The organism is Caloramator sp. CAR-1 (assembly GCF_030546345.1).
GTDB lineage: Bacteria > Bacillota > Clostridia > Clostridiales > Caloramatoraceae > Caloramator > Caloramator australicus.
On the sequence record NZ_JAUONW010000039.1, the window covers coordinates 14,769 to 39,665 of the forward strand.

Annotated in this window: 22 protein-coding genes and 2 other annotated features; of the genes, 13 read left to right on the top strand and 9 right to left on the bottom strand. The window is 31.7% G+C overall.

The window, feature by feature from the left end; translation table 11 throughout:
* The first annotated feature begins 7 nt into the window (after positions 1-7).
* The 3 genes from Q3V94_RS10505 to asnA all read left to right on the top strand — a co-directional run bounded on the left by Q3V94_RS10505 (position 8) and on the right by asnA (position 3,138).
* The gene (locus Q3V94_RS10505) at positions 8-1,354 is read left to right on the top strand and encodes a nickel-dependent hydrogenase large subunit (RefSeq protein ID WP_303527505.1); all 1,347 of its coding nucleotides are present in this window, start codon (positions 8-10) and stop codon (positions 1,352-1,354) included.
* A 24-nt stretch (positions 1,355-1,378) separates the two neighbouring features.
* Complete coding sequence (locus tag Q3V94_RS10510; RefSeq protein WP_303527615.1) at positions 1,379-1,807, top strand: hydrogenase maturation protease; 429 nt, start codon at positions 1,379-1,381, stop codon at positions 1,805-1,807.
* 36 nt (positions 1,808-1,843) lie between these two features.
* Positions 1,844-2,089: a binding site (T-box leader), on the top strand.
* 38 nt (positions 2,090-2,127) lie between these two features.
* Positions 2,128-3,138: an aspartate--ammonia ligase gene (gene asnA / locus Q3V94_RS10515; protein ID WP_303527506.1), complete on the top strand. Its 1,011-nt coding sequence runs from the start codon at positions 2,128-2,130 to the stop codon at positions 3,136-3,138.
* Positions 3,139-3,149: 11 nt separating this feature from the next.
* Here the strand turns inward: asnA and ppcA are convergent, their stop codons facing one another.
* Positions 3,150-4,754, bottom strand: coding sequence for a phosphoenolpyruvate carboxylase (gene ppcA / locus Q3V94_RS10520; RefSeq protein ID WP_303527507.1), 1,605 nt, complete (start codon positions 4,752-4,754; stop codon positions 3,150-3,152).
* Between the two features lie 326 nt (positions 4,755-5,080).
* On the opposite strand from ppcA, the gene nrdD reads away from it, so the two are divergent.
* From nrdD to Q3V94_RS10540, 4 genes are all read left to right on the top strand, one after another.
* Entirely contained in the window at positions 5,081-7,114 is a 2,034-nt protein-coding gene (gene nrdD / locus Q3V94_RS10525; RefSeq protein ID WP_303527509.1) for an anaerobic ribonucleoside-triphosphate reductase, read from the top strand.
* Positions 7,115-7,155: 41 nt separating this feature from the next.
* Positions 7,156-7,647, top strand: coding sequence for an anaerobic ribonucleoside-triphosphate reductase activating protein (nrdG, locus tag Q3V94_RS10530; protein ID WP_303527511.1), 492 nt, complete (start codon positions 7,156-7,158; stop codon positions 7,645-7,647).
* Between the two features lie 87 nt (positions 7,648-7,734).
* Complete coding sequence (locus tag Q3V94_RS10535; RefSeq protein ID WP_303527512.1) at positions 7,735-8,622, top strand: LysR family transcriptional regulator; 888 nt, start codon at positions 7,735-7,737, stop codon at positions 8,620-8,622.
* 85 nt (positions 8,623-8,707) lie between these two features.
* Positions 8,708-9,691, top strand: a complete 984-nt coding sequence (locus Q3V94_RS10540; protein WP_303527513.1) for a YeiH family protein — start codon at positions 8,708-8,710, stop codon at positions 9,689-9,691.
* A 99-nt stretch (positions 9,692-9,790) separates the two neighbouring features.
* Here Q3V94_RS10540 and Q3V94_RS10545 read toward each other — a convergent pair whose 3' ends face one another.
* Genes Q3V94_RS10545 through Q3V94_RS10565 form a run of 5 tightly spaced genes read right to left on the bottom strand, consistent with a single transcriptional unit; the run spans position 9,791 to position 14,990 of the window.
* Positions 9,791-11,269 (bottom strand): cell wall metabolism sensor histidine kinase WalK, encoded by a 1,479-nt coding sequence (locus Q3V94_RS10545; protein WP_303527514.1) that lies wholly within the window; start codon positions 11,267-11,269, stop codon positions 9,791-9,793.
* Positions 11,256-11,942 carry a response regulator transcription factor gene (locus Q3V94_RS10550; RefSeq protein ID WP_303527515.1) on the bottom strand — a complete coding sequence of 229 codons (687 nt, stop codon included), beginning with the start codon at positions 11,940-11,942 and terminating at the stop codon, positions 11,256-11,258. The genes Q3V94_RS10545 and Q3V94_RS10550 overlap by 14 nt, the downstream gene beginning before the upstream one ends.
* A gap of 12 nt (positions 11,943-11,954) precedes the next feature.
* Positions 11,955-13,127 carry an ABC transporter permease gene (locus Q3V94_RS10555; protein WP_303527516.1) on the bottom strand — a complete coding sequence of 391 codons (1,173 nt, stop codon included), beginning with the start codon at positions 13,125-13,127 and terminating at the stop codon, positions 11,955-11,957.
* Entirely contained in the window at positions 13,124-13,828 is a 705-nt protein-coding gene (locus tag Q3V94_RS10560) for an ABC transporter ATP-binding protein (protein WP_303527518.1), read from the bottom strand. Before Q3V94_RS10560 ends, Q3V94_RS10555 begins: the two co-directional genes overlap by 4 nt.
* Before the next feature lie 13 nt (positions 13,829-13,841).
* Entirely contained in the window at positions 13,842-14,990 is a 1,149-nt protein-coding gene (locus Q3V94_RS10565; RefSeq protein ID WP_303527520.1) for an efflux RND transporter periplasmic adaptor subunit, read from the bottom strand.
* Between the two features lie 147 nt (positions 14,991-15,137).
* Here Q3V94_RS10565 and ispF point away from each other — a divergent pair, with 147 nt between their 5' ends.
* Positions 15,138-15,617, top strand: coding sequence for a 2-C-methyl-D-erythritol 2,4-cyclodiphosphate synthase (gene ispF, locus Q3V94_RS10570; protein ID WP_303527522.1), 480 nt, complete (start codon positions 15,138-15,140; stop codon positions 15,615-15,617).
* A gap of 74 nt (positions 15,618-15,691) precedes the next feature.
* Positions 15,692-15,871 (top strand) — a binding site (T-box leader).
* 46 nt (positions 15,872-15,917) lie between these two features.
* Positions 15,918-17,639 (top strand): proline--tRNA ligase, encoded by a 1,722-nt coding sequence (locus tag Q3V94_RS10575; protein ID WP_303527524.1) that lies wholly within the window; start codon positions 15,918-15,920, stop codon positions 17,637-17,639.
* Between the two features lie 76 nt (positions 17,640-17,715).
* On the opposite strand, the gene Q3V94_RS10580 is transcribed toward Q3V94_RS10575, so the two are convergent.
* On the bottom strand, positions 17,716-18,132 hold the full coding sequence (locus tag Q3V94_RS10580) for a hypothetical protein (RefSeq protein WP_303527526.1): 417 nt from the start codon (positions 18,130-18,132) through the stop codon (positions 17,716-17,718).
* A gap of 172 nt (positions 18,133-18,304) precedes the next feature.
* Between Q3V94_RS10580 and Q3V94_RS10585 the strand changes: the two genes are divergently transcribed.
* The 4 genes from Q3V94_RS10585 to Q3V94_RS10600 all read left to right on the top strand — a co-directional run bounded on the left by Q3V94_RS10585 (position 18,305) and on the right by Q3V94_RS10600 (position 23,128).
* A complete protein-coding gene (locus Q3V94_RS10585) occupies positions 18,305-21,025 on the top strand; it encodes a hypothetical protein (protein ID WP_303527528.1) in 2,721 nt (906 codons plus the stop codon).
* A 168-nt stretch (positions 21,026-21,193) separates the two neighbouring features.
* Positions 21,194-21,817, top strand: a complete 624-nt coding sequence (locus Q3V94_RS10590) for a ferredoxin-thioredoxin reductase catalytic domain-containing protein (protein WP_303527529.1) — start codon at positions 21,194-21,196, stop codon at positions 21,815-21,817.
* A 77-nt stretch (positions 21,818-21,894) separates the two neighbouring features.
* Entirely contained in the window at positions 21,895-22,242 is a 348-nt protein-coding gene (locus Q3V94_RS10595; RefSeq protein ID WP_303527531.1) for an SHOCT domain-containing protein, read from the top strand.
* 16 nt (positions 22,243-22,258) lie between these two features.
* Positions 22,259-23,128 (top strand): DMT family transporter, encoded by an 870-nt coding sequence (locus Q3V94_RS10600; protein ID WP_303527533.1) that lies wholly within the window; start codon positions 22,259-22,261, stop codon positions 23,126-23,128.
* 54 nt (positions 23,129-23,182) lie between these two features.
* Here Q3V94_RS10600 and Q3V94_RS10605 read toward each other — a convergent pair whose 3' ends face one another.
* Both Q3V94_RS10605 and Q3V94_RS10610 read right to left on the bottom strand, forming a co-directional pair.
* Positions 23,183-23,899, bottom strand: a complete 717-nt coding sequence (locus Q3V94_RS10605) for a L,D-transpeptidase (protein WP_303527534.1) — start codon at positions 23,897-23,899, stop codon at positions 23,183-23,185.
* A 207-nt stretch (positions 23,900-24,106) separates the two neighbouring features.
* Positions 24,107-24,847 carry a gamma-glutamyl-gamma-aminobutyrate hydrolase family protein gene (locus Q3V94_RS10610; protein ID WP_303527536.1) on the bottom strand — a complete coding sequence of 247 codons (741 nt, stop codon included), beginning with the start codon at positions 24,845-24,847 and terminating at the stop codon, positions 24,107-24,109.
* Positions 24,848-24,897 lie beyond the last annotated feature (50 nt).

Sequence of the window (24,897 nt, forward strand, 5' to 3'; positions counted from 1 at the left end):
GGATAATATGGGAAGGATAGTTGTAATAGATCCTATAACAAGGATGAGTGGATTTTTAGGGATAGAGGTTGAAGTTGAGGGCGACAAAATTATTGACGCAAAGGCGGTTGGGAATCTGTTTAGGGGCTTTGAAAAAATTTTAAAGGGAAGGCATGCTTTAGATGCTGTTTATTTAACCGAAAGGATATGTGGTATTTGTTCATCAGCTCATTCTGTCGCATCAACATTGGCTCTTGAGGATGCACTAGAAATAACGCCTTCGTTAAATGTAAGATATATTCGCGACTTAATTCACGCCTTTGATATAATTCAAAACCACATAAGACATTTTTACCTATTTACAGTTCCGGATTATGTCAAATTTGATTCTATTAATCCTGTGTCAGAAACATGTCATAAGGATTATAGAATTCCAGATAATTTAAACAATAAAATTCAAGGGGATTATATAAAGAGCATAGAGTATAGTAAACTAGCCCATGTTGGAGTTGCCCTTTTAGGGGGTAAATCGCCCCACAACCACGGTATTTTGCCCGGCGTTGTAACTGGCTCTTTGGATAGATTTAGAATAGAAGAGTTAAAATCTATGATAAATAAAATAAAGGATTTTGTAGATAATTACATGCTTGAGGATGTAGATATTATTTCTAATTATTACAACGATTATTTTGAAAAGGGAGACACATATAATAATTTTTTAAGTTTTGGACTATTTGACTATGAAGACTTTTCCTATGTAAAGCCTTCGGTCATTATAAATGGGATAAGGCAGGAGTTTGATAAAGACAAAATAAGAGAAAATATAGCTTACTCATGGTATAAGCCAGAAGGTGGGCAAGTAGTAGAGGATATAAACAAGGAAGGAGCCTATTCCTTTGTTAAGTCCCCAAGATATGATAAATGGGCTATGGAGGTGGGCCCTTTAGCAAGGATGATTCTAAGCGGAAGATATAAATTACAAAACTCAACCATGGATAGGATAACAGCAAGGTGTCTTGAGGCATCAGTTATATTAAAAATAATGCAAGTTTTGATAGAAAGGATAGAGCCAGTTGAAGAAAAGATAAAATATCAATTTAAAGATAAAGCTGAAGGGATAGGACTTACAGATACAACAAGGGGTGCATTACTTCACTTTGTAAGTTTAGAAAGGGATATTATAAATCGTTATGACATAATAACTCCATCTGCATGGAACTTTTCACCAAGGGATGAAAATTTTTTTGGGACAGCAGAAAAGGCATTGATGGGGACTAAAATTAATGATGTAAATGATATAGTTGAGGTTGGTAGAATCGTAAGAAGCTTTGATCCTTGCATATCCTGTGCAACCCATGTAACCGTAAGGAGATGAAGGAATGGGGTAAAGGTAATTGGAATAGGTAATATTTTAATGGGGGATGATGGGGTTTCGGTTGAGGTATTGAAAATAATTAAAAAAGAGCTTGAAGAGAATAATATTAAGGTTTTTGCAATAGAAACAGATATAAATTCTTTATTTAGCATTATAGAAGAAGATGATGTAGTTATTTTTGTAGATGCTATGATATCCTCAGGAAAGGTAGGGGAAGTAAAAATATTTAAGCCCGAACTCCCAGAGCAAAATGAATTTTTAAGCCACGCTTATTTTCCATGGGATATTATATCGAGAGTGGCTAAAGAAATTTATATAATCGGCATAGAAGTAGAAGATATAGATTTTAAAATTGGACTTAGCAAGAAATTGCAGGATGAAATTTATTTTATTGCAAATAAAACGTTGTTTTTAATTACTAATATATTGACAAATTTGAATTATAAAGTATAATTATTTTTAAAAAAGAAAAAATAAAAATAAAATATTGCAAAGGCGATGATAAGAAGAGTAGGAACAAGTTGATGCTTCAGCGAGCTAACGATGGTGGGAGGTTAGCGCTAGACTTATTCCGAAGAACATCTTGGAGCCTCTAACCGAAATTGCGAATTGCAAAAGTAGGCTTAGACGGGGCTACGCTGTTAAAAGGTAGGCGATATCGAGTTTATCTCCGTATCGTTAAAGAGGGCTTTGCTAATTTGGGTGGCACCGCGGAAGTAACCTTTCGTCCCATTAGGGATGAAAGGTTTTTTTATTACAAAGGAGGGGATAAAATGAAAAGGTTAATATTTCCAAAGGATTATGTTCCTTTATTAGGTTTAAAGGAAACAGAAATAGCCATAAAAAATATTAAAGATTACTTTGAAAGGGAACTTGCACGAAAGCTAAATCTTACAAGGGTTTCGGCACCATTGTTTGTAAAAAGGAAAAGTGGTTTAAACGATTACCTTAATGGAACAGAAAGACCGGTTGGATTTGATGCCTATGACATTGAAGATGATACTCTAGAAGTTGTTCAATCCCTAGCTAAATGGAAAAGGCTTGCCTTAAAAAGATATGGTTTTTCTGTAGGTGAAGGTTTATACACCGATATGAATGCAATAAGACGAGATGAAACTTTAGATAACCTTCATTCAATATACGTTGATCAATGGGATTGGGAACTTGTAATAGATAAAAAGGATAGAAACGTCGAAACATTAAAGAGGATTGTAAGGGATATTTATGATGTGTTTAAGAGGACGGAAGATTATATTTGTAAAAAATATAAAACAATAACGCCTATATTGCCTGATGACATTTTTTTTGTTACAAGTCAAGAACTTGAGGACTTATATCCTAATTTAACACCAAAGGAGAGGGAAAGGGAAATTGCAAAGAAAGAAGGGGCAGTTTTTATTATGCAAATAGGAGATACACTAAAATCAGGAATAAAACATGACGGTAGATCGCCAGACTATGATGATTGGAAGTTAAATGGAGATATAATATTTTGGTATCCGGTTTTAAACTGTGCCTTTGAGGTTTCATCTATGGGGATTAGGGTTGATGAAAGATCATTGATATATCAACTTAAAAAGGCAGGGTGCATGGAAAGGACTAATCTTTCCTTCCATAGGATGCTCCTTAGGGGAGAATTACCCTATACTGTTGGTGGAGGCATAGGACAATCTAGGATATGCATGTTCTTTTTAAGAAAGGCCCATATAGGAGAAGTTCAAGTTTCCGTATGGGATGAGGAGCTATATACGAAATCTTTGGAAAACAATATAATGCTTTTATAGATAGAGGTGGATTAACCTAATCCACCTCTAATACTTCCTAATTTTATAATTAATTCTTTTAAAATATTGTATTCTTGACAATTATTATCAAGTATTTGAGACTCCTTGCCTAAAAGATGTAAAAGTATTGGCCTTGCGGTTTTTAAAAGGGTATGGTAAAAGCTGTTTTCTATATTTGCTTCCACGTCAAAATCAAGATTTAGTATTTCTCTTGTAAGGGCTATATCTATTTCGTATTCCTTTCTTACTTCTTCTGCAATAAAACGCTTTGTAATGTTTGGATTTGCATATTTTAAAGCAAATTCCATATCGTTTTTTATCTGTGGATAAATTTCAATGAGCTTTTCTATTCCAAAATCACCATATTTATTTTTAATTTCTCTAAGGGCACGGCCTGTTCCTAAGAATTCGGGTGGCATCCCTATGGTATACATTGCAGCGGTAAAGGAAATTGCCCTTGGGATGTTTACATTTAAGGTGGTATCGATTTCTAAAATTTCTTCTTTTGTTTTTTCGTTTTCGATTATTGTTGCAAATTTATTAAGGTCAACAAATTCCCTATGATAGGATAATCCCTTTTTAGAAGCTGCCAATCTGTCGCGATTTTTGGGAATAAAGATGGATATATTTGCTGCTGTTTCTGCGATTTTTAAAAAGGATTTAAGATAATATTTTGTAAAAATGGAGATAAAATCTTTTATTATAGAAATTTCTTCATTTGAAAATTCCTTTGCTTTATATTTGTCTATGTTTTGTTCTATATATTTTACAAGGCTTCTTGTTTTTTCAAATCCATGATCATATCTTAATGCCGATTGAATTGTTACGGTTTTTATTCCTGAGTATGTCTTAAGAAAGTTTTCTATATTTTCAAAGGTAAGTTGCCCTCTAAAAGGTAGACTACCACAACCCATTATAGGGTAAATTTTAGTGGGGTGTATTTTTTCTAATTTCTTTGCTTTAGAAATAGATAAAATGACTGCCAAGACGCTTGATACCATTCCATAGGATAAGGCGGAATCAGATCTTCCGATCATGAACCTTATATACTTTGGTTTATTTTTTAAACCATCTATAAATTCTTCTAATAAATTGTCGATATTTACAAGGGAGACCACATCTTCGAATAGAGGAATAATATTTATTGAGTCTTCATCAAATTTGATACTAAAGTTTTTGTTTCCAAGTTCAATTACTGATTGAATTCGAGAAAGGGTATCAATAAGATCCTTAGAAGATTCGCACATGGGGACGATTACTTCCTTTATTGCTTGATATTGTGTTTTTTCAAACATAGAAAAATTTGTTTCAACTGCAGCCATTATGCACATGATTTGTCTAAATACTGTTTCTTTATCTGCACTTGATAGTCTTGGAGTTATAAAGACATCTTTGCCAGGGATTAGACCATTATGAAAAAGCTCGTTTGCCACTTGAAGGGGTTGATGATAAGGTGTTAATTTTCCTTCAAAATCTATCATAACCTCATCAATGCCAAGTCCCCCTAAATCTTGAGGGAGAAGAGAAAACAAGGCTTCTTCTGGTTCTTGTTGAATAGAAATATACTCTGCTGCGTTATCAGGATGCTGAGTCATCATGGTTTTTGGGATTTTCATAAAATCACTCCTAAGCATATATATTATATTCTATTCTTTTATGCAAGATAATGATACAAAAATTTCATAACATACTTATATAATAATAAATTTAGGGCAAAATTTCAATGAATTTGCAATAATAATTTTAGTAAATTTCACTACGATTTTCATGATGTCAAATGACGATTATTTTAAATAAGAAAAGATATTTTTAGAAAAAGTGAATTTAATATGTTTTTAGATTAAAAAATAAAATAAACTTAATTTGACAAAACTATATATAGTGGGTAAAATTTTTAAAGTGCACAAAATATTGTGGTAATTTTTGAAAAGGGGAGATTTTGATGCTTACTCAAGTAAAAAAGAGGGATGGGAGAGTAGTAAACTTCACAAAGGAAAAAATTACAAGAGCTATTTATTTGGCAGCTCAAAACGTAGGGGGAACGGATTATTCAAAGGCCGAAGAATTAACTGAGAAGGTAATATCCTACATTATGAACAACCTTCCAAATGAGGAAATTCCAACAGTGGAATTTATTCAGGATTGTGTTGAAAAGGTTTTGATAGAAAACGGTCATGCAAAAACTGCAAAGGCGTATATTTTATATAGGGCCAAAAGAACAAGATATAGAGAAGCAAAAAGTGAGCTTATGGATGTTGTAAAGGAAATATTAAAGGAAACAAGCAGAGAAAACGCAAACATAGGGAACTCTCCTTCAGCTAAGATGCTGCAAATTGCATCAGCTGCAAGTAAACAGTATTATTTACATAATGTGATTCCGGAAGAAATGGCAAAGGCGCATATTAATGCCGATATTCATATCCATGATTTGGACTTTTACGGCAAAACTTTAAATTGTCTTCAAATAGATCTTACAAAGCTTTTATTAAATGGCTTTAATACAGGATATGGATATATTCGTCCGCCAAAGAGGATATCCTCTGCAACAGCACAAGCAGCAATAATTCTTCAAAGCAATCAAAACGATATGTATGGCGGTCAAAGTTTCCCCCATTTCGATAAAGCTATGGCTGCGGTTATAAGAACCTTTAAAGAAAAGCCATCCTATGAAGAAATATTCCAGGCTATGGAGGCCCTTGTTTATAATTTAAACAGCATGCATTCAAGGGCAGGAGCACAAGTCCCCTTTAGCAGCATAAACCTTGGAACAGATACTTCAGAAGAAGGAAGAATGGTAATAAGAGCAATGCTTGAAGCCTTTGATAAGGGGCTTGGAAGGGGAGAAAGTCCGATATTCCCTAACCTTGTGTTTAGAATTAAAAAAGGAATAAACTTTGAAGAAGGCGATCCAAATTACGATTTATTTAAACTTGCAATGAAGGTTGCAGCCCATAGAATGAATCCAACCTTTAGCTTTATGGATTCAAGCTTCAATGCAAAATACGGCGATGAGATTTCATATATGGGATGTAGAACAAGAACAATTCAAAACAGAAACGGCCTTGAAATATCAGCAGGGAGAGGGAATATAGCACCGGTTACAATAAACCTTCCAAGGCTTGCTCTTAAGGTTGGATTTGGAAATATCGATGGTTTCTTTAAGAACTTAGATGAAATTTTAGATCTATGTAAAAGGCAGCTTCTTCATAGATTTGAAGTGCTTGCAAATCTTAGGGTAAAGGACCTTCCTTTCCTTATGGGACAAAAGCTTTATATGGGTTCAGAAAATTTAAAGGAAGAAGATACTATAAGGGAAGCTATAAAAAATGGAACTTTAGGAATAGGATTTATAGGACTTGCAGAAACTTTAAAGGCACTTATTGGAAAGCATCATGGCGAGGATAAGGAAGCATTAGAATTAGGTTATAGGATAATTGAATATATAAGAAAGTATACAGATAAAACATCAGAAGAAACAGGACTAAATTTTGTTTGCTATGCAACGCCGGCAGAAGGAACAGCAGGAAGATTTGTTCCATACGATAGAAAAATGTTTGGTTTAATTGAAGGTGTTACTGATAAGGATTATTATACTAATTCATACCATGTTCCAGTAACACAAGAAATTAGCATTTTTGACAAAATTGAAATAGAGGGAAGATTCCATAAACTTTGCAATGGTGGACATATAAGCTATGTTGAACTCCCATCTACAGTCGAAAACAATATTGAGGCCTTTGAAAAGATACTAAAATGGATGGCAAAATGCGATGTTGGATATGCAGGAATAAACTTCCCGATAGATGAGTGCAGAGTATGCGGACATAGGGGAATTATCCATAATGAATGTCCAGAATGTGGTAGTGAAGATATAAGAAGGATAAGGAGAATAACAGGATATTTATCCACTATTGACAGATTTAATGATGCAAAGAAAAAGGAACTTTATGATAGAGTAAAGCATGGGTGGAATTAAGCGGCAAAACGCCGCTTAATTTTATAAAATGAGGTGATAAGATGAAAATAAGGATCGCAGGGATAGAAAGGGAAAGTTTTGTTGATGGCCCTGGAATAAGATATGCAATTTTTGCTCAAGGATGTAGCCACAACTGCAAAGGATGTCATAATCCATCAACCCATGATTTTAATAAAGGTGTTTTAATGGATGCTGAAGATATTTATAATGATATTTTAAAAAGAAGATTTATAGACGGTATAACCTTTACTGGAGGAGATCCTTTTTTTCAGGCGGAAGCATTTTCTTATCTTGCAAATATGTTAAAAAAGCATAACTATCATATTATTGCTTATACAGGATTTTATTTTGATGATCTTATAAAAGAATATAAATATTTAAACTTACTGAAAAATATAGATATATTAATAGATGGACCTTTTATATTAAAGGAGAAGGATTTAAAATTAAAATTTAGGGGTTCAAGAAATCAAAGGATTATTGATGTTAAAAGGAGTTTAGAATTAAATAAAGTAATAACCGTAGATTTTTAGGGCTGCAGCTGCAGCCCTAAGTTTTTATAATAGATTTTTGCTATAATGAACTTAAGCTTGGCTTAGAAATGGAAGGGAGGCACAAGGATGAATGAGAGAAAACTAAAAATATTTTTTGAAGTAGCTAAATCTCTTAATATGACAGAAGTAGCTAGAAATTTATATATAAGTCAGCCGGCAGTTAGTATGGCTATTTCTGAATTAGAGGAGGAACTTGGGGTTAAGCTTTTTGAGAGAATTGGTAAAAAACTTTATTTAACTTATGAAGGAAAAATTTTTTTAGGGTATGTTAGGCGAATATTAAATATTTATGATGAATGTAGAACAAAAATAGAGCATATTGCTAACTTAAAATATGGAAAATTGAAGATAGGTGCAAGCACGACTATAGGGATTTATCTTCTTCCTGAAATAATTGGAAGTTTTAGTGACGTATTCAAAGATATTGAAATTTCAATTGCAATTGAAAATACCAAGATTATCGAGAGTATGTTGTTGGAAAACAAAATTGATATTGCTTTTGTTGAAGGACCTATCTATTCAGAAGAAATAGTAGTTAAGGATTTTTGCGATGATGAGCTTGTGGTTATAGTATCTTCAAATCATAGGTTAGCTAAATTTAATGAAATTGACAAAAAGGAGTTAGAGGATGAAAAGTTTATATTAAGAGAAGTTGGAAGTGGAACGAGGGAGGTTTTTGAAAAGGCATTTTATAAAAGCAGTATAGAATACAAAGTTGCCTTTGAGCTTGGAAATACAGAAGCTATAAAAAAAGCAGTGATGGCTAATTTAGGTATTTCTTGTGTGTCTAAAAGGTGTGTTAAGGATGAAGTAAACTTAGGGCGTATTTCTATGCTAAAGGTAAAAGATGTTGATTTAAGTAGAAAATTTTATTTTATATATCATAAGGACAAATATTTTTCAAATCTACTAAATGTGTTTATTGATTATGCATACAACTTTGTTAGTATATAACTATTATGTTATGGATGATATAAAATAATATTATTTTACTTATTATTTGTTTGAGTTTAAAATTTAAAAAGGAGGTGTTAAAATTATGGATACAAAGATCATCCCAGGTGTTGTAGCAGGTATAATTATTACTGTTCTAACATATTTACTTCAAAACATATGGGTAATAAAAAAACTTAATTTAAGCACATTGATAATAGCAATTATACTTGGAGGATTAATAAAAAATACAGTAGGCGTATCCCAAAACTTTGAAGATGGAATTAAATTTTGTTCTAAAAAGGTACTTAGAGTTGCAATAGTGCTTCTTGGATTTAAACTTAGCTTTTCACAGATTTTAAAAATTGGACCTAAAGCTGTTATTATAATTTTAATTTCAAGCACATCCGCTATTTTGCTTACAAATTACCTCGGTAAGAAATTTAATTTAAAACAAAAATTAACCATATTATTAGCAACAGGTATTTCTATATGTGGAGCTGCAGCTATTGCGGCTACAAATGCTATTATAAAGTCAGATGAAGAAGATGTTGCTTATTCTATAGGAGTTATAACTGTTTTAGGAACTATCTTTATGTTTATTTATCCGGTTATATTTAACATTTTTAAAATGAATTCACAACTATACAGCATTTGGACAGGAGCGTCAATACATGAAGTTGCTCAGGTAGTTGCAGCAGGATTTGCAGTTTCAAATGATGTGGGAACACAGGCAACTATAGTTAAGTTAACGAGGGTTTTATTTATTATACCTGTTACGTTAATATTAAGTTTAGTTTCATCAAAAAGAGAAAATAGCAAGTTTAGTTTTAAAAATGTTTCTGTTCCGCATTTTGTGTTGTTTTTTCTTGGGGTAGTTATAATAAATTCTATTGTTCAAATTCCTAAGAATATATTGGACTTGTTAGTTAAGATAGATGGGTATTTGATGACATTAGCTATGGCTGGACTTGGTTTAGATTTGAATATAGCATCAATGAAAAAGGTAGGACTTAAGCCATTATATTTAGGCATTATATCAAGTTTATTTATTTCGTTAATAAGTTTATTAATGTCGTATATAGTTTAAAAAATAACATAATTAAAAGAAGATGTATGAAGATGCTTTTTAGCAGTGGTAAAATAAGTAATTTACAGTTAAAAAATAGATGAATTTTGAAAGGGCTGCTTAGCAGCCCTTTTTTGGTAGCGTTATATAAAATTTTACGCCTTTGTCGGTGTTTTCAACTCCATAACTCCCGCCATGAAGGTGCATGATGTTTTTTACAATAGAAAGCCCGATTCCCGTCCCGCCAAGTGTTCTATTTCTTGACTTGTCGAGTTTATAGAATATATCCCATATTCTTTCCTTTTCCTCATCAGGAATGTGGGAGCCTGTATTTTCGACCTCTACTTTAATTTGACTATCTTCATCTATCATATTAATATAAATAGTCCCGTTTTCGGAAGTATGTTTTATTGCATTTGTAATATAATTAGTTAATACTTGATTCATCCTGTCAAAGTCAGCAAAAACTTCCATATCATCTATTAGATTTAATTTTAAAGTGATATTTTTTTCTTCAATAGGTCCTTTAAATTTACTAACTATGATTTTTATCAATTTATCCAATTTAAAGTTTTCCTTTGAAAGTTCAAGTTTTCCGGATTCAAGTTTTGAAAGTTCTAACATATCCTCCACAAGGTTTGTCATGTTTTTAGTTTCATCAAGTATTATTTTAAGATAATAATCTTTTTCTTTATCATCAAATATTCCATCCTTTAATGCTTCTGCATAGCCTTCAATGAGGGCAATAGGTGTTTTAAGATCATGGGAAACCGCTGCAATAAAATCCCTTCTCATTTTATCCAGCTTTTTTTCCTTTTCAATGTCCTTTTCAAGTTTTGCATTAGCTTCCTTTAAAGAAGTTAAGGCATTGTTTAAATTTTCAGAAAGGACGTTTAAGCTGTTTGCAAGGCTTCCTATTTCATCTTCAGATTTTACGTTGCATTTTTGGCTAAAATCCAGGTTTGCCATCTTTACTGCGACTTTATTCATTTCAATCAGAGGCTTGGATATAATTTTGGAATATAAATATGATAATATAAGGATTATGCCAATGGCTAACAGAATGAAATATATATATATTTTATTGATTACAAATACAGCCTCATTTATAGGCTGCAACGATGTTGCACAAATAATAAGCTCCCTATTGTCTAAATTATATATACTGACGATGCCAATTATAGGCTCACTTTTAGCGGTTAAAAAAAAGGTAGTGATATTATTGCCTTTCTTTATAAGTTTCATTTGTGATCGGTTAATTCCTTTTATTACATCTAAAAGCAATCTATTTTTTAATACCTTGTCCCTACCATCTAATCTAAAAATTTTAGGCATTAGATTTTCGCTCAAAACCATTATTTTTGAATTTGAATTTTCTTCTGCTTCAAAAATGGCGTTTTCTACTTCTGAAATAGTTCTGGCTTCTTTGTATTTATTTACAAATTCGCTTAATGTTTTTTCAGTTCCGTTTATCTTTTGTGCGATATAAAATCTTTCAAAAAAAAGAGATAGAAATAACATGGTTAGAATAAGGAAGGATATAAATATTACTGCGTTGATCAAAAACAATTTTGCGGTTAAACCTTTAATCTTTATCATGATTCACCTCAAACCTATATCCATAACCTCTAACTGTTGATATAAGGTATCCTTTTGGCCCTAATTTTTCCCTTAACCTTTTTACATGAGTATCTACTGTTCTTAAGTCACCATCATAATCAAATCCCCAAATTGCGTCAAGTATTTTTTCGCGTGTTAGAGTTATTCCCTTGTTTTTAAAAAGATAAAGAAGTATTTCAAATTCCTTAGGCGAAAGGAAAACCTCTTCACCGTCAATTAAGACTCTATGGGCATCTTCATCAATATATAGACCGTTATATGATGCGGGATTAGAATTTACTTCTGTATAATATGTTCTTTTTAAAAGGGCCTTTACATTTGCAACTACTACCTTAGGACTTACAGGTTTTGTAAGATAAATATCCGTTCCAAGTTCAAACCCTAATAATTTATCATCATCATCGGATTTTGCAGTAAGCATTATGACAGGCAGAGAAGAAGTTTTTCTTATTTCGTTTAATAGTGTCCAACCATCCATAATGGGCATCATGACATCAATTACAGCAAGGTGAATCTTATGGGACTTTAATATTTTTAATGCTTCATAGCCGTTTTCAGCTGTAAGAACATTATAATTTTCCTTTATAAGATAAGCCTTTAAAAGATCCCTTAATCTTTCTTCGTCATCTACTATTAGGATAGTTTCCATCATAATAACACCTCGCTATTCATAGCGCAGAGCTTCTATTGGATTTGATTTTGATGCTTTGTTTGCAGGATAAATACCAAATAATACTCCTATAAATATAGAGAATATAACTGCAATAGATATCGTTCGGATAGAAATATAAATGGACATCTTGAAAAACACTTTTAAAACATTTGAAATTAAATATCCTAATGTTACCCCAAAGATACCCCCTAAAAGGCTTATGGTTGCTGATTCAATTAAAAATTGTAGAAGGATCCATCTTCTTTTAGCCCCTACTGCCTTTCTAATACCTATTTCTCTTGTTCTTTCAACTACAGAAACCAACATAATATTCATGATTCCTATGCCTCCAACCAATAGGGAGATAGCAGCAATTCCCATAAGCATTAAAGTCATGCTGTTTGTAGTTTCTGTGGCAGTATTTAAAAGGCTTGTTTGGTCAAAGACTCTATAACTTGTGGTATCACCATTAAACCTTTTACTAAGATATAATTCTAAATATCCCTTTGCAAATTCTACTTCTTCTTTGCTATTAGCTTCTATATATAAAGTCCTTATGTTAGTATTTCTTGTTAACCTTTGGGCAGTTGAGATAGGAATTATAATTCTATCATCACCTGAGCCAGATGAACTACTACCTTGAGATTTAAGTATTCCCACAATTGTAAAATCAATTCCATTAATATTTATATATTCTCCGATTATATTAGTTCTTCCACTATAAAGCTCATCAACTATATCTTGACCTAAAACAGCAACATAACTTCTATTCTTAACATCATCATCGCTTATAAATCTGCCAATGTCAACATAGATTTTTCTAATATCTGAGTATTCTGAAGTGGAACCTTCTAAATTAGTAGTGTATGTTTTTGAGCCATATTTTGCAGTTACATTTCCTGATATAAAGGGGGCGATTCTTTTTATTCCTGGTTTTGTCTTTAAATATTCAATATCTTCATTTGAAAAGGAGTTTGAACGAAAGCCTGTAATGTTTACTGTTATTAGATTGGTTCCTAGACTTTCTATTTGAGATTGAATTTGCTTTTTAGTTCCTTCACCAAGTCCTACAAGTATTATTACAGATGAAATACCTATAATTATACCTAGCATAGTAAGGAATGACCTCATTTTATTTGCTAGAATAGATCTAAAGGATACTTTAAATAGTTTACTTACCTTCATATGCTAACCTCCTTAACCATATTATCAGAGGTTATAATACCGTCCCTTATAGTAATTATTCTTCTTGCTTCCTTTGCTATATCTTTGTCGTGGGTAATTAAAACGATAGTGTGTCCAACGTTGTTTAATTTTTGTAAAAGTTTCAAAATTTCGCTACCTGTTTTGCTATCAAGGGCTCCTGTAGGTTCATCCGCAAGCAAAATAGATGGATTAGAGACCAGAGCTCTTGCAATTGCTACTCTTTGCATTTGACCGCCTGAAAGTTCAGAAGGTTTATGATTAATATGAGTTTCAAGTCCTACTTTTTCAATAGCTTCAATAACTCTTTTTTTTGATTCCTTTGAATCAAGCCCCATGTAAATTAAGGGAAGTTCTATATTTTCATATACGTTTAATCTAGGTAAAAGATTATATGTTTGAAATATGAACCCTATTTTTTTGTTTCTAATTTCTGCAAGTTTATCATCCCTACATTTTGTTATTTCAATCCCATCGAGGATGTATTCACCCTCGCTAGGTGTGTCAAGGCATCCTATGATATTCATAAGGGTTGTTTTACCGGCACCAGAAGGGCCAATTATTGCTACAAATTCTCCTTTTTTTATTTTTAAATTTATATTTCTTATAGCTATATAATCCTTATTTCCAATCCTATACGCTTTAGAAATATTTTTCATTTCAATTATGTTCTTTTCTTTCATACTTATCACCTTCTTATTTGTTTTTGCTTGAATTCTGTCTAGGACTTATAGGAGGCATTCCACCTTCACCACCAGGCATAAAGCCAAATCTTTGTGTTCGTCTTTCAAGGATATTATTAGATGAACTTGTTGGGACATTTATTAGGATCTTCTGTCCTTCTTGTAATCCTTCTAAAACTTCAACATATATATCATTTTTGATTCCTACTTTTATTTCAGTTAGCCTTCCTTGAACAGTGCTTGAAACAGTAGCGATACCACCTTGATTTGGCAATTGTGATGATGAAAAATCATTTGCTACAAGGACAAATTTTTTATCGTTTCTTTCAATTAATGCTTCAACAGGGATTACAAGAGCATCTTTTTTATTTTCTATCTGTATTTCAACATTAGCTGTCATATTTATTTTTATGTCTTTTGAACTATTAAGAGAAATTATAACATCATAGGTAGTTACATTATTTTGATTATTGCCTATTAAAGAGATAGACTCTACCTTACCTTCATATGTTCTACCTTCAAGAGCATTAAACTTAATTTTTACACTTTGCCCAACTTTGATTTTAGATATATCAAGTTCATCCACGGAAGCTTTTACTTTTAAAGAAGATGGGTCTAGTATAGTTAATACATTTTTACCTGCTTGAACATTATCTCCATTATTAGCATTTTTTGTTACAACAAGACCATTGATAGGAGATTTAACTGTCATTTTGCTGTATTGCTTTTTTATATTTTTAAGATTATTTTCAGCTTCTTCTATTAAAAGGTTTTGAAGTTTTATTTCATCTTCAGTTTTGGCTTTTGAAGCTTGTAATTTTTGCTTTTCTAAGTTTAATTCTGCACTTTTTAGCTGCTGAAGAATCTGATCACTATAAACAGTAAATAGGGTTTGCCCTTTTTTAACGGTATCACCTTCATTAACTTTTAAATTTTTTATTTCACCACTATTTTCAGCTACAACTTCACATTGTGTTGCTGCAAAGACTATTCCGGTTGTTTTTACAGTTAACTCAATGTCGCTTTTTTTAGCCATTGCAATCATAAATTTAGAAGATGATGGCTGAGATTTAGTTGAAAATTTTTTAATAACAAAAAAAATGCCTGATGCAAAAATCAAGATTAAAGAGATTGAAAATATTAATTTTGTGCTTTTTTTCATACTAACTACCTCCTTTTGCTTTTTTTAAAATTTTAGTTTTTGTGGATGATAAAAAAGTTACAAAGTTATTAATAAATTATTAACAAAAATTATGCTATAATTAAAATAAACGAAGAACAATTTATATAAATTAAAGAGGTGAATTCGATGAGAATAGGTCACGGATATGATGTTCATAGATTAGTTGAAGGAAGAAAGCTTATATTAGGTGGTGTTGAAATACCTTATGAAAAGGGACTTTTAGGCCACTCAGATGCGGATGTTTTAGTTCATGCTATTATGGATGCCATATTAGGAGCTGCTGCTCTTGGGGATATAGGAAGGCATTTTCCGGATACCGATGAAAAATTTAAAGGTGCAGATAGTTTAAAATTATTGGAGGAAGTAAAAAAACTTATTGAAATAAAGGGATATTCCATATCGAATATTGACGCTACAATAATCGCTCAAAGACCAAAGCTTATGCCTTATATAGAAAAAATGAGGGAAAATATTTCGAAAACATTAAATATAAGTATAGATGATATTAATATTAAAGCAACTACTGAAGAAGGTCTAGGCTTTACAGGTAGTGGTGAGGGCATATCAGCTCATGCTGTAGCATTATTAGCAAAAACTTTATGTTAAATAAAATTTAAAAATATTGTAGAATATTGACAGCAAATTAAATGAAAAATATAATTATAAAAAGAACTAAATATAAAAATGCTGTGAAAAAGAATAGTAGGCTAAAATTCCAGAGAGAAAACCCATAGGCTGAAAGGTTTTCACTTAGCCGAACCCGCTTTGGAGCAGCTAGCGATGAGCTATGCCGGCACTTGCCGTTATCCAAAATGAGTTAAAATTTAGGTGGTACCGCGGAGTAAGCCTTCGCCCTATAGGGGTGAAGGCTTTTTTGTATAGAAACTTACATAAGGAGGGAGAAAAATGAGACTTAGCAACTTATTTATGCCAACATTAAGGGAAGTTCCAGCAGAAGCTGAAATACCAAGCCATCAACTAATGCTTAGGGCAGCATTGATGAGAAAACTTGCATCGGGAATTTATAACTATTTACCTCTTGGGCTTAGAGTTCTTAGAAAAATAGAAGAGATAGTTAGAGAGGAAATGAATAGAGAAGGTGCACAGGAGATACTTTGTTCAGCCCTCTTACCATCGGAGCTATGGAAGGAATCGGGAAGATGGGAAGTGTTTGGCCCAGAAATGTTTAAACTTCTCGATAGAAACGGAAGAGAATTCTGCCTTGGACCAACCCACGAGGAAATTTTTACAGACATTATAAGAAACGAAGTAAAATCCTATAAGGATATGCCACTTAACCTTTACCAAATTCAAACAAAATACAGAGATGAAAGACGACCAAGATTTGGAGTAATGAGATGTAGAGAATTTACAATGAAGGATGCCTATAGTTTCGATACATCTTGGGAGGGACTTGATGAATCCTTTAATAAGATGTATAGGGCATATTGCAGAATATTCGACAGATGCGGACTTGATTATAAGGCTGTAGAAGCAGACACAGGTGCGATGGGCGGAACTGGATCAATGGAGTTTATGGTTAAGTCAGATATCGGAGAAGCTGAAGTTGTATATTGCACAAGTTGTGATTATGCTGCAAATATTGAAAAGGCACCAACATTTGAAGTTAAGGTGGAAGCAAAAGAAGAACTTAAAGAGCTTCAAAAAGTAGAAACACCAAATGTAAGAACAATTGAGGAGCTTGTTTCCTTCTTTAACACTACACCACAAAAATTTGCAAAAACATTAATCTATAAAGCAGATGATAAAGTAGTTGCCGTAATGGTTAGAGGAGATAGGGACGTTAACGAAACTAAAGTTATAAACCACTTAAAATGTATAAACCTTGAACTTGCAGATGCTGAAACAGTCAGAAAGGCTACAGGGGCTGATATTGGGTTTGCAGGACCTATTGGAATTAAAGTGGATGAGCTTTTAATTGACTATGAAGTAAAGTATATAGAAAACATGATTATAGGTGCAAATGAAACAGGATACCACATGATAAATGCAAATTATGGAAGGGACTTTGAAGGAACAGTTGGAGACTTTAGAAATATTGCAATTGGTGACAAGTGTCCAAAGTGTGGAGCAGAAATTACAATAAACAGAGGTATTGAAGTTGGACATATATTTAAGCTTGGAACAAAGTATTCACAAGCTATGGGAGCAACCTTTGTGGATGATAAAGGTGAAGAAAAGCCAATTATAATGGGATGCTATGGAATAGGAATAAATAGAACTATGGCTGCAGTTATTGAACAAAACCATGATGAAAAGGGAATAATATGGCCTTTATCAATTGCTCCCTTCCACGTTATAGTAGTTCCAGTTGTTATGAAGGATGAACTTCAGGTTAAAGTTGCAGAAGAGATTTACAATAAGCTCAATGAGATGGGAGTAGAAACACTAATCGACGATAGAGACGAAAGGGCAGGAGTTAAATTCAACGATGCAGACCTTATTGGAATTCCAATTAGAATAACTGTAGGCAAGAAGATTAAAGATGGAATAGTTGAATTTAAACTTAGAAATTCAAGTGAAGTAAAAGAAATAAAAGTAGAAGAAGTTTATGATGAGGTTTTAAAGGTTTTCAAAGAAAGAAATGTAAAGATTAAAAGCTGCTAAGGAGAACCCTTAGCAGCTTTTTTAGTGCCTGCCACTTGACATTTTGACTTTTTGACATTTCTATAATTTACCATATCTAATTAAATGAATTTATATCTGATAATAATTCAGACAACGTATTATTTATGAATTCTACTTTGTTCTTTAAAAGAATGAGGCTTTCTTGATAGATATCATCTACTTGTATTAAATTTAAGCTATTTTGTAATAATTGGAAATACTTAAAGGAAGGAAGGAAGAGTTTGTTTAAAAAGAAATTTTTGCTTGTATATGAAAGGCATCCATCTATATACTGGGATTTTAAAAATCCAGTTGCTTGGAAAAAATAAAAGGAAGCTTCCTGAAGTGTATTAAAGCAGCTATTATAGTTTTCCATAGATTCTTTTTGCGGTTTTATTCCTTTAAGATGTTTTATTGAATTTAATATAGCCTTTTGTAGGTTTTGCATTTTAAAAAGCACAGAAACTATTTCAGAATTTCTTCTTTGCTCCAAAAAAATCCCCCCAGTTTTTTTCTTAATATATAAATATGTTATGGCAAGTGAATAAATGAAAGGCAAAAATTGCAAGGGAAATTAAAGAATAATTACCAATTAATTTTGATGGAAACTTTTGTTGAATCAATGTATAATTTAAGGAAGTTACATAAACTAAGGAGGTTTTACATTGAAGCGTATTTTATATTTGATTTCTCTTTTTATTGTTCTTTTACTTTTATCTACCAATTCGGCATCTGCTGCAGTAACATCTAAGTATCCTATCGTAAAGTTTAGTTCGAATTTCAAAGATGTATATTATATAGGTGACAAGATTATTTTTACGGTTAACTCATCTTACTTCCCAGGAAAAGTTGAATACAGGGTGCAGATCAAAAATTTAAGCACGGGAAAAATTACAGAACTTTGGAATTCTAAAAACGGATATCCAACAAGATATAATACAAAAGGGCAAGTTCTTGGAAGAAATAATTTTAAAGTGTCAACGACGGTTAGTGAAGCTGGGATCTATAATATAACAGTTTATGCAAAAAGGGCAGGACTTGCGTTAAACAAAGCAAAGAACTCAAAGCTTGGCTATGATTCTATAGTCGTATCTAAAACATTTGAAGTAAAAAATCCAATAAAAATATTGGATAAAGAGGGAACTGTAATAGGATCAGAAATAGTTGGACAAAATGAGATGATTAACAATGTTTTAAAAATAACAGCTAAAGATGTTACTATAAAAAATGCATTTATTTATGGGGATGTATATGTTCTTGCAGATAATGTAACATTGAATAATGTTCATATTTCAGGAAACCTTATTTTAAACCCATCAAGTGAAGGAGGTTTCAATTTAGATAATGTATTTGCAGAAAATGTTAACATAGTATCGAATAAATCTAATGAAATTTCCTTAAAGCATTTAATAACGAGAGCATTAAAAGTTGACTCAGGTAATGTAAACAAATTAGTTGTTACTGATGAAAGTCAAATAAGCAGCACAAAAATAAACAGGAATATGACTTTAGATGTTCAATCGGGTTCCTTTGGAGCTATTTTTGTTGAAGGAAAGGCCAATGCAACAATTGAATTGAATTTGGTAGGAGTTTTTGATAAACCTATAATTCCAAAAGGCAATGTGGTTATTAATAATTTAAATACAGAAATTAACAAGCTTGTTGATGTCCATGTGTATGAGAGTGCTAGCCTAATTTTAAATGGAAACTTTAGAGAAGTTTATATTAAAAAACCAGCTTATTTAAACTTAGCTGAAAATTCTAAAGTAAATTTGATAAAGACCTATGATGATGCAGAAATCTATCAAAATGATAATACAAGGATTGATTTTTTAACAAATGCAGATAATTCAAAATATGTTTTAGTAGATGGAAAACAAAATGTAGGAAATTATAGTGGATTTGTAAGGTTTACTGTTGGGAAAGAACTATTGCCAAGCAATGAATTAATTAAAAAGGCTGCAAAGGTTGATGTTTATTACTATGATATAATTGCTAGAACAAATTCAAATAATTATACAATAAAACCGGTTTTAGTGTTTAGACTTTTAAGGGAAGATGGATCTTATATTCCTATTAAATTTGGTGGATATATTTACTTTTACAACGATGGAGTTGTAGAGAAAATACAGCGCTATGTAACCAATAGTGTATTTACAATAGGAGTTAATAAAGAGGATGGAACTATAGCATTAAGGGGAGGAAAATACAGAATAATTATTCCTTCAGAGGATGGAAATTGGTATGAAGTTTCCTTTGAAACTAAAAAAGTGGAAGGATATAATCAAGCAAAAAGTGAAATTGTTTCAGTCGACGAAAAGCCCTTTAAGCTTGCAAGATGGAAAAGAAATGTTACTTCAAGCACAAGTTATTTTACATTAGGGACTACATTGAAGGACCTTATAAAGATACAAGGACAGCCAAAGTCAGGAAGCTATCAAGATACCAATAACCGTTTCTATATATACAAATACTCGTCATCAATTAAAACGAAAAATGGTAATAATTATGTTGAAAGCACGGTTTATCTTGATAACATCGACGGACAATTTGTTGTAACCGGATGGCAAAATTGGGGTAATTTAAAGGTTAGCCTAGGGAATAAAGATCCTAAAGCAAAACCTGTTACATTTGGTTCTACACTACAGGAATACGTTAAAGCAAATGGAACTCCCTTTGAGGTTTATCTTGATTCTGACACCATTTATGTAAATGGTGATGAGACGGCATTTTATTTTGGGAAATTAACAACCTTTAAGACCTATCCAAATTTAAAACTGGAAATAGGTAAAAAAGATCCTAACGCAGCTCCAATTAATTTGGATTCTAAAAGACAGGATGTTATAAAGGCTATGGGGACGCCCAATAAAGTATCCTTTGGAGATGATTCATATACCTTAGAACATTGGGAGTATGGTGATTCTTATATTACATTTGATAGAATAACAGGAAAAGTAAAAGAGTGGAAAAATTATGGTAATTTGAAGGTTAGCCTTGGGGAAAAACTAGACGATGCACCAGCCATTATGCTTGGATCAAGCTACATTGATGTTGTAAAGGCTGAAGGAACGCCATATTATATGAGTAAACACGACGATGGAAGGATGTATTGGGCATATAAAATTACACAATATACTTCTGATTCCTTCACATTTGACAAAAACGGAAATTTAATAGAGTTTACAACTAGCGGAACAATTAAAGTTTTTATTAAAATTGGCGAAACTATTTATGACAATATTAAAGTTGGAATGACTAGGGATGAGATTATAAACATACTTGGACAGCCAAGTTATCAAACGGATAGAAATATTAGTTATGGTGATTTATCATTTACCTTAGATTCAAATGGAAAGGTTACTTTTATAAGACAAGGAAGCCGTTAAAAATAAATGTTATATTATGCCCTATAAAGTTATTTTGCTTTATAGGGTTTTAAATTTTATATAAAAATCTTATAAAAAGCTTATAAACTATAGAAATTTTAAATTAGAGTTAATTAATAAATTTTATTAAAATATACCCCAGAGAGGTATTAAAGGAGGTTGTAGATAATGGAAATGCTAAAAATGATGAGGGACTTTTTTAAAAGTTATATAAAATACAGGAAAGAAATAAAAAAACAAGATGAGTGGATAAAAAAATATGCTAATATGAAGGGATATAAGGTAAATCCCCATTGGATGATGTATACTAATTTAAAAATATGGCTTGTTGAAACACAAAAAATATTTGGTAAAAGATACTGCCCATGCTTTGAACCGTCGGGAAAACCTGAGATTGATAATAAGATGCTCTGTCCCTGTAAGTTTGCAGAAGAAGAAATTAAGGAATATGGTACTTGTCATTGCAGACTATTTGGTAGAGGAGATTTTACGAGTGAAGATTTTAAAAGGGCAGAAAAAGAACTTATGAGGGAGTATAGGGTTAAACTAAATATAAACGGAAATACATTAGATACAACAGGAATGCCTAAGGATAAATTAAGAGGCCTTCCAATTCCAGATAGTCTTCATCAAGTAAAAAGAGCAATTAATATTTTAAATGGAAATGAAATAAATGTGATAGTAGAAACTGATGTTGAAGCGGAAAACTTAAGAAAATTTGCAAACTTTTATGGATATAAGTTTGAAAAGAAGATAAAGGATGATTTAATATTTATTAAGTTGTTAAAATGAGGGACAGAAGCAATTAATTGATTTGACAAAAAATGTATATCCGGTAAAATAGAATTAAAAAAGATTGGGGTGGGGTTATGGGTAAAAGAATAGTAGTTAAACAAAGTAAAGAACAAGCGATATTTTCAATGATAGTGGGCTTAATATTTGTTATTATTGGGATTACGATAGCTATTCCCAACTTTGGACTATTTGGGATATTTTGGACACTCATTGCATTTTTAATTTTTGGATCTTCAGTTTACAACGTTATAAACAAAAAAGGGCTTCCTTCCTGGAGCGCAGAAATTGAAGATAATAATGTTGAGTTAAATGAGGATTTTGAAACTAAGCTTAGAAAATTAAATAGATTAAAAGAAGATGGGCTTATAACGGAAGAGGAATTTCAAATAAAAAGGGAAGAAATAATGAAGGAAAAGTGGTAATCTTTTGGAGGATAAAATGAGAGTAAAGGGATTTTTATATGGAATACTATCAGCAATATTCTTTGGAAGTTCTGGAATATTTATTAAACATGGTTATGATAAAAATTTTTCTCCCGTAGATCTTTTAATGCTGCAATATATAATAGCAGGAATAATACTTTTTATATATTCTCTAATTAAATATAAAAGTAATATAAAACTTACAAAGGAACTTTATAAGAAGCTTTTTATCCAGGGAGCTATTTTTAACACCCTGATGACGGTATTTTTCTATTCGTCTTTTAAATACCTAGACGTTGCAGTTGCAACAATACTTTTATATACTTATCCAACGATGGTGGCCCTTTTTAGTTTTATGTTTTTAGGGGAGAAGCTTTCTAAAATCAAAGTTTTTGCTATTGTAGGAACTTTAATAGGATGCTATCTTGTTTTAAACATTCACAATATAAATTTGAATAAAGCAATTATTATTGGCATAATTTTTGGTCTTTTATCAGCAGTTTTTTATGCAGGAGTAAATATATATGCTAAATACATCGTTGAGGATGTTCCTGAAGTATTAGTCACGTTTTATTCAACTACCTTTTCCTTACTAGTTTTACTTATATTTAACTTTCCGTTTATTTTTAAATTATCCTCGATAAGTTTTGTATCTGTAAAAAACGCTGCGTTACTTGCTGTATTTTGTGAGATAATACCATTAACTTTGCTTTATGCAGCAATTAAATATGTAGGACCAGTTACAACTTCAATAATAAGCACAATCGAAATACCTTCTGCAGCAGTTCTTTCTTTTATTTTTATGGGTGAAAGACTAAATATTATTCAAGTCATAGGAATTATTTTAGTAATAATTTGTGTGATACTTTTGAAAAGAGATGAATAGTGCGTAAAAATAGCCCCGTAGGATTGAAAAATCCTTAACGGGGCTTCAAAATTCTTAGTTTATATAAACTATCGTTCCATTTGGCATATTTTTATATATCCAGTAGGAATCATTGATGCTAAGCCTTACACAGCCATGACTTGCTTTTTTGCCTAAGGTGTTATCTACGACCTTACCTTGCTTGTCCATAGGAACAGAATGAAAAAGATATGGTCCACTAAATCTTACCCAATGCTTTGCTCCTTGTCTATAAAAGTTTGAGTAAAACCATTTTCCCCTTGCGGATATTCTAAAAATCCCTTTAGGAGTTGGGGCTGTATTTAATCCTGTTGAGCATTGCATAGTTTTTATTAATTTATATCCATCCCTTTCTTTTATAAAAACATGGGTATTTTGTCTTAATAGATCAACCCAGATAAGATATTTTGAAGGGGTTTTAAAATTTTTATTGTTTATATAATTTTCTATAATTTCCTTGTCAAGCCCTTCAATTTCAATATTTTGCTGAGAGGCTATTGCTATTTCGCTACTTTTTACCCAAGCTAATTTATTAGTTGATAAACTTCTAACATAATAAAATTTTTGCTTTTCTCCTTTTATTACTTCAACTAACTCCCCCATTTGAAAATTTGCAGTATCCTTTGCTATAATTCCGGTAACAACATCTGAACCTACTATATCATCATAACTTAATGTTGCTTTAGCATTTGCTTTAAATGTTATTATATTAAGTAGAAGGACTAATACTACTAGTTTTATGATAAATTTCAATGTGATTCTCCTTTCTCTTTTGTGATAGACAGCTGGCTTTTATATTTTATCATAATAAATCAAACTTATAAATACTTTAAAAGATGCGGCTTAACTTGTCCATCGAATAAAGATTCACTTATTTAAATCTATTTTCTATTTCAAGGAATATTTCATACGTTAATTTGTCATGATTGCAAAATATAATTTCTTATCTTTATCATAAGGTTACCTCCCTGATTTTGTTTTTTTACATTCTTCAATGAAATCTAAAAAAATTTTTCTCATATTTTCATGGGAATTAAACATCATTTCAGGATGCCACTGAACAGCAAGGACATATCCACCATTTACTTTTTCTATAGATTCTATGATTCCATCCATTGAAAAGGAGCTTGCTATAAATCCTTCAGCTAAATCCTTAATAGCTTGATGGTGATAGCTGTTTACTACGGCATTATTGCCCAAAAGGTTAAACATTCTTGTTCCAGGTTTTATTTCAATTGAATGGGTTGGGGTATCTTTTTTGGCTTTTTGCCAATGGTTGAATTTAGAGCCGCTCTTTAAACTTAAATCCTGAAACAAACTGCCTCCAAAGGCGACATTTATTACTTGTAGTCCTCTGCAAATGCCTAATATAGGCTTTTTCAATTCATTTGCCCACCTTATTGCTTTAATATCAAACTCATCTATATCATCTGAAACAGACCCTATTTTTTCAAGAGGCTCTTCATTATAACGTAAAGGATTAACATCAATCCCTCCAGGAACTAAAAGGCCATCTATGCCTTCAATAAACTTTCTTAAATTTTCTTCGCCCTTTACCAAAGGAAGGATGATAGGAGTTCCGCCACTGCTTTCAATGGCATTAATATAGTCCATACTTACAAAACATCTTTCTATATAGTTTATATCCTTATCATATTCTCCTAATACTCTGCTAAGTATACCGATTATAGGTTTAGACATTATATCCCCTCCAAATAAATGTTTATATATATTTATTTGACATTTAAAAG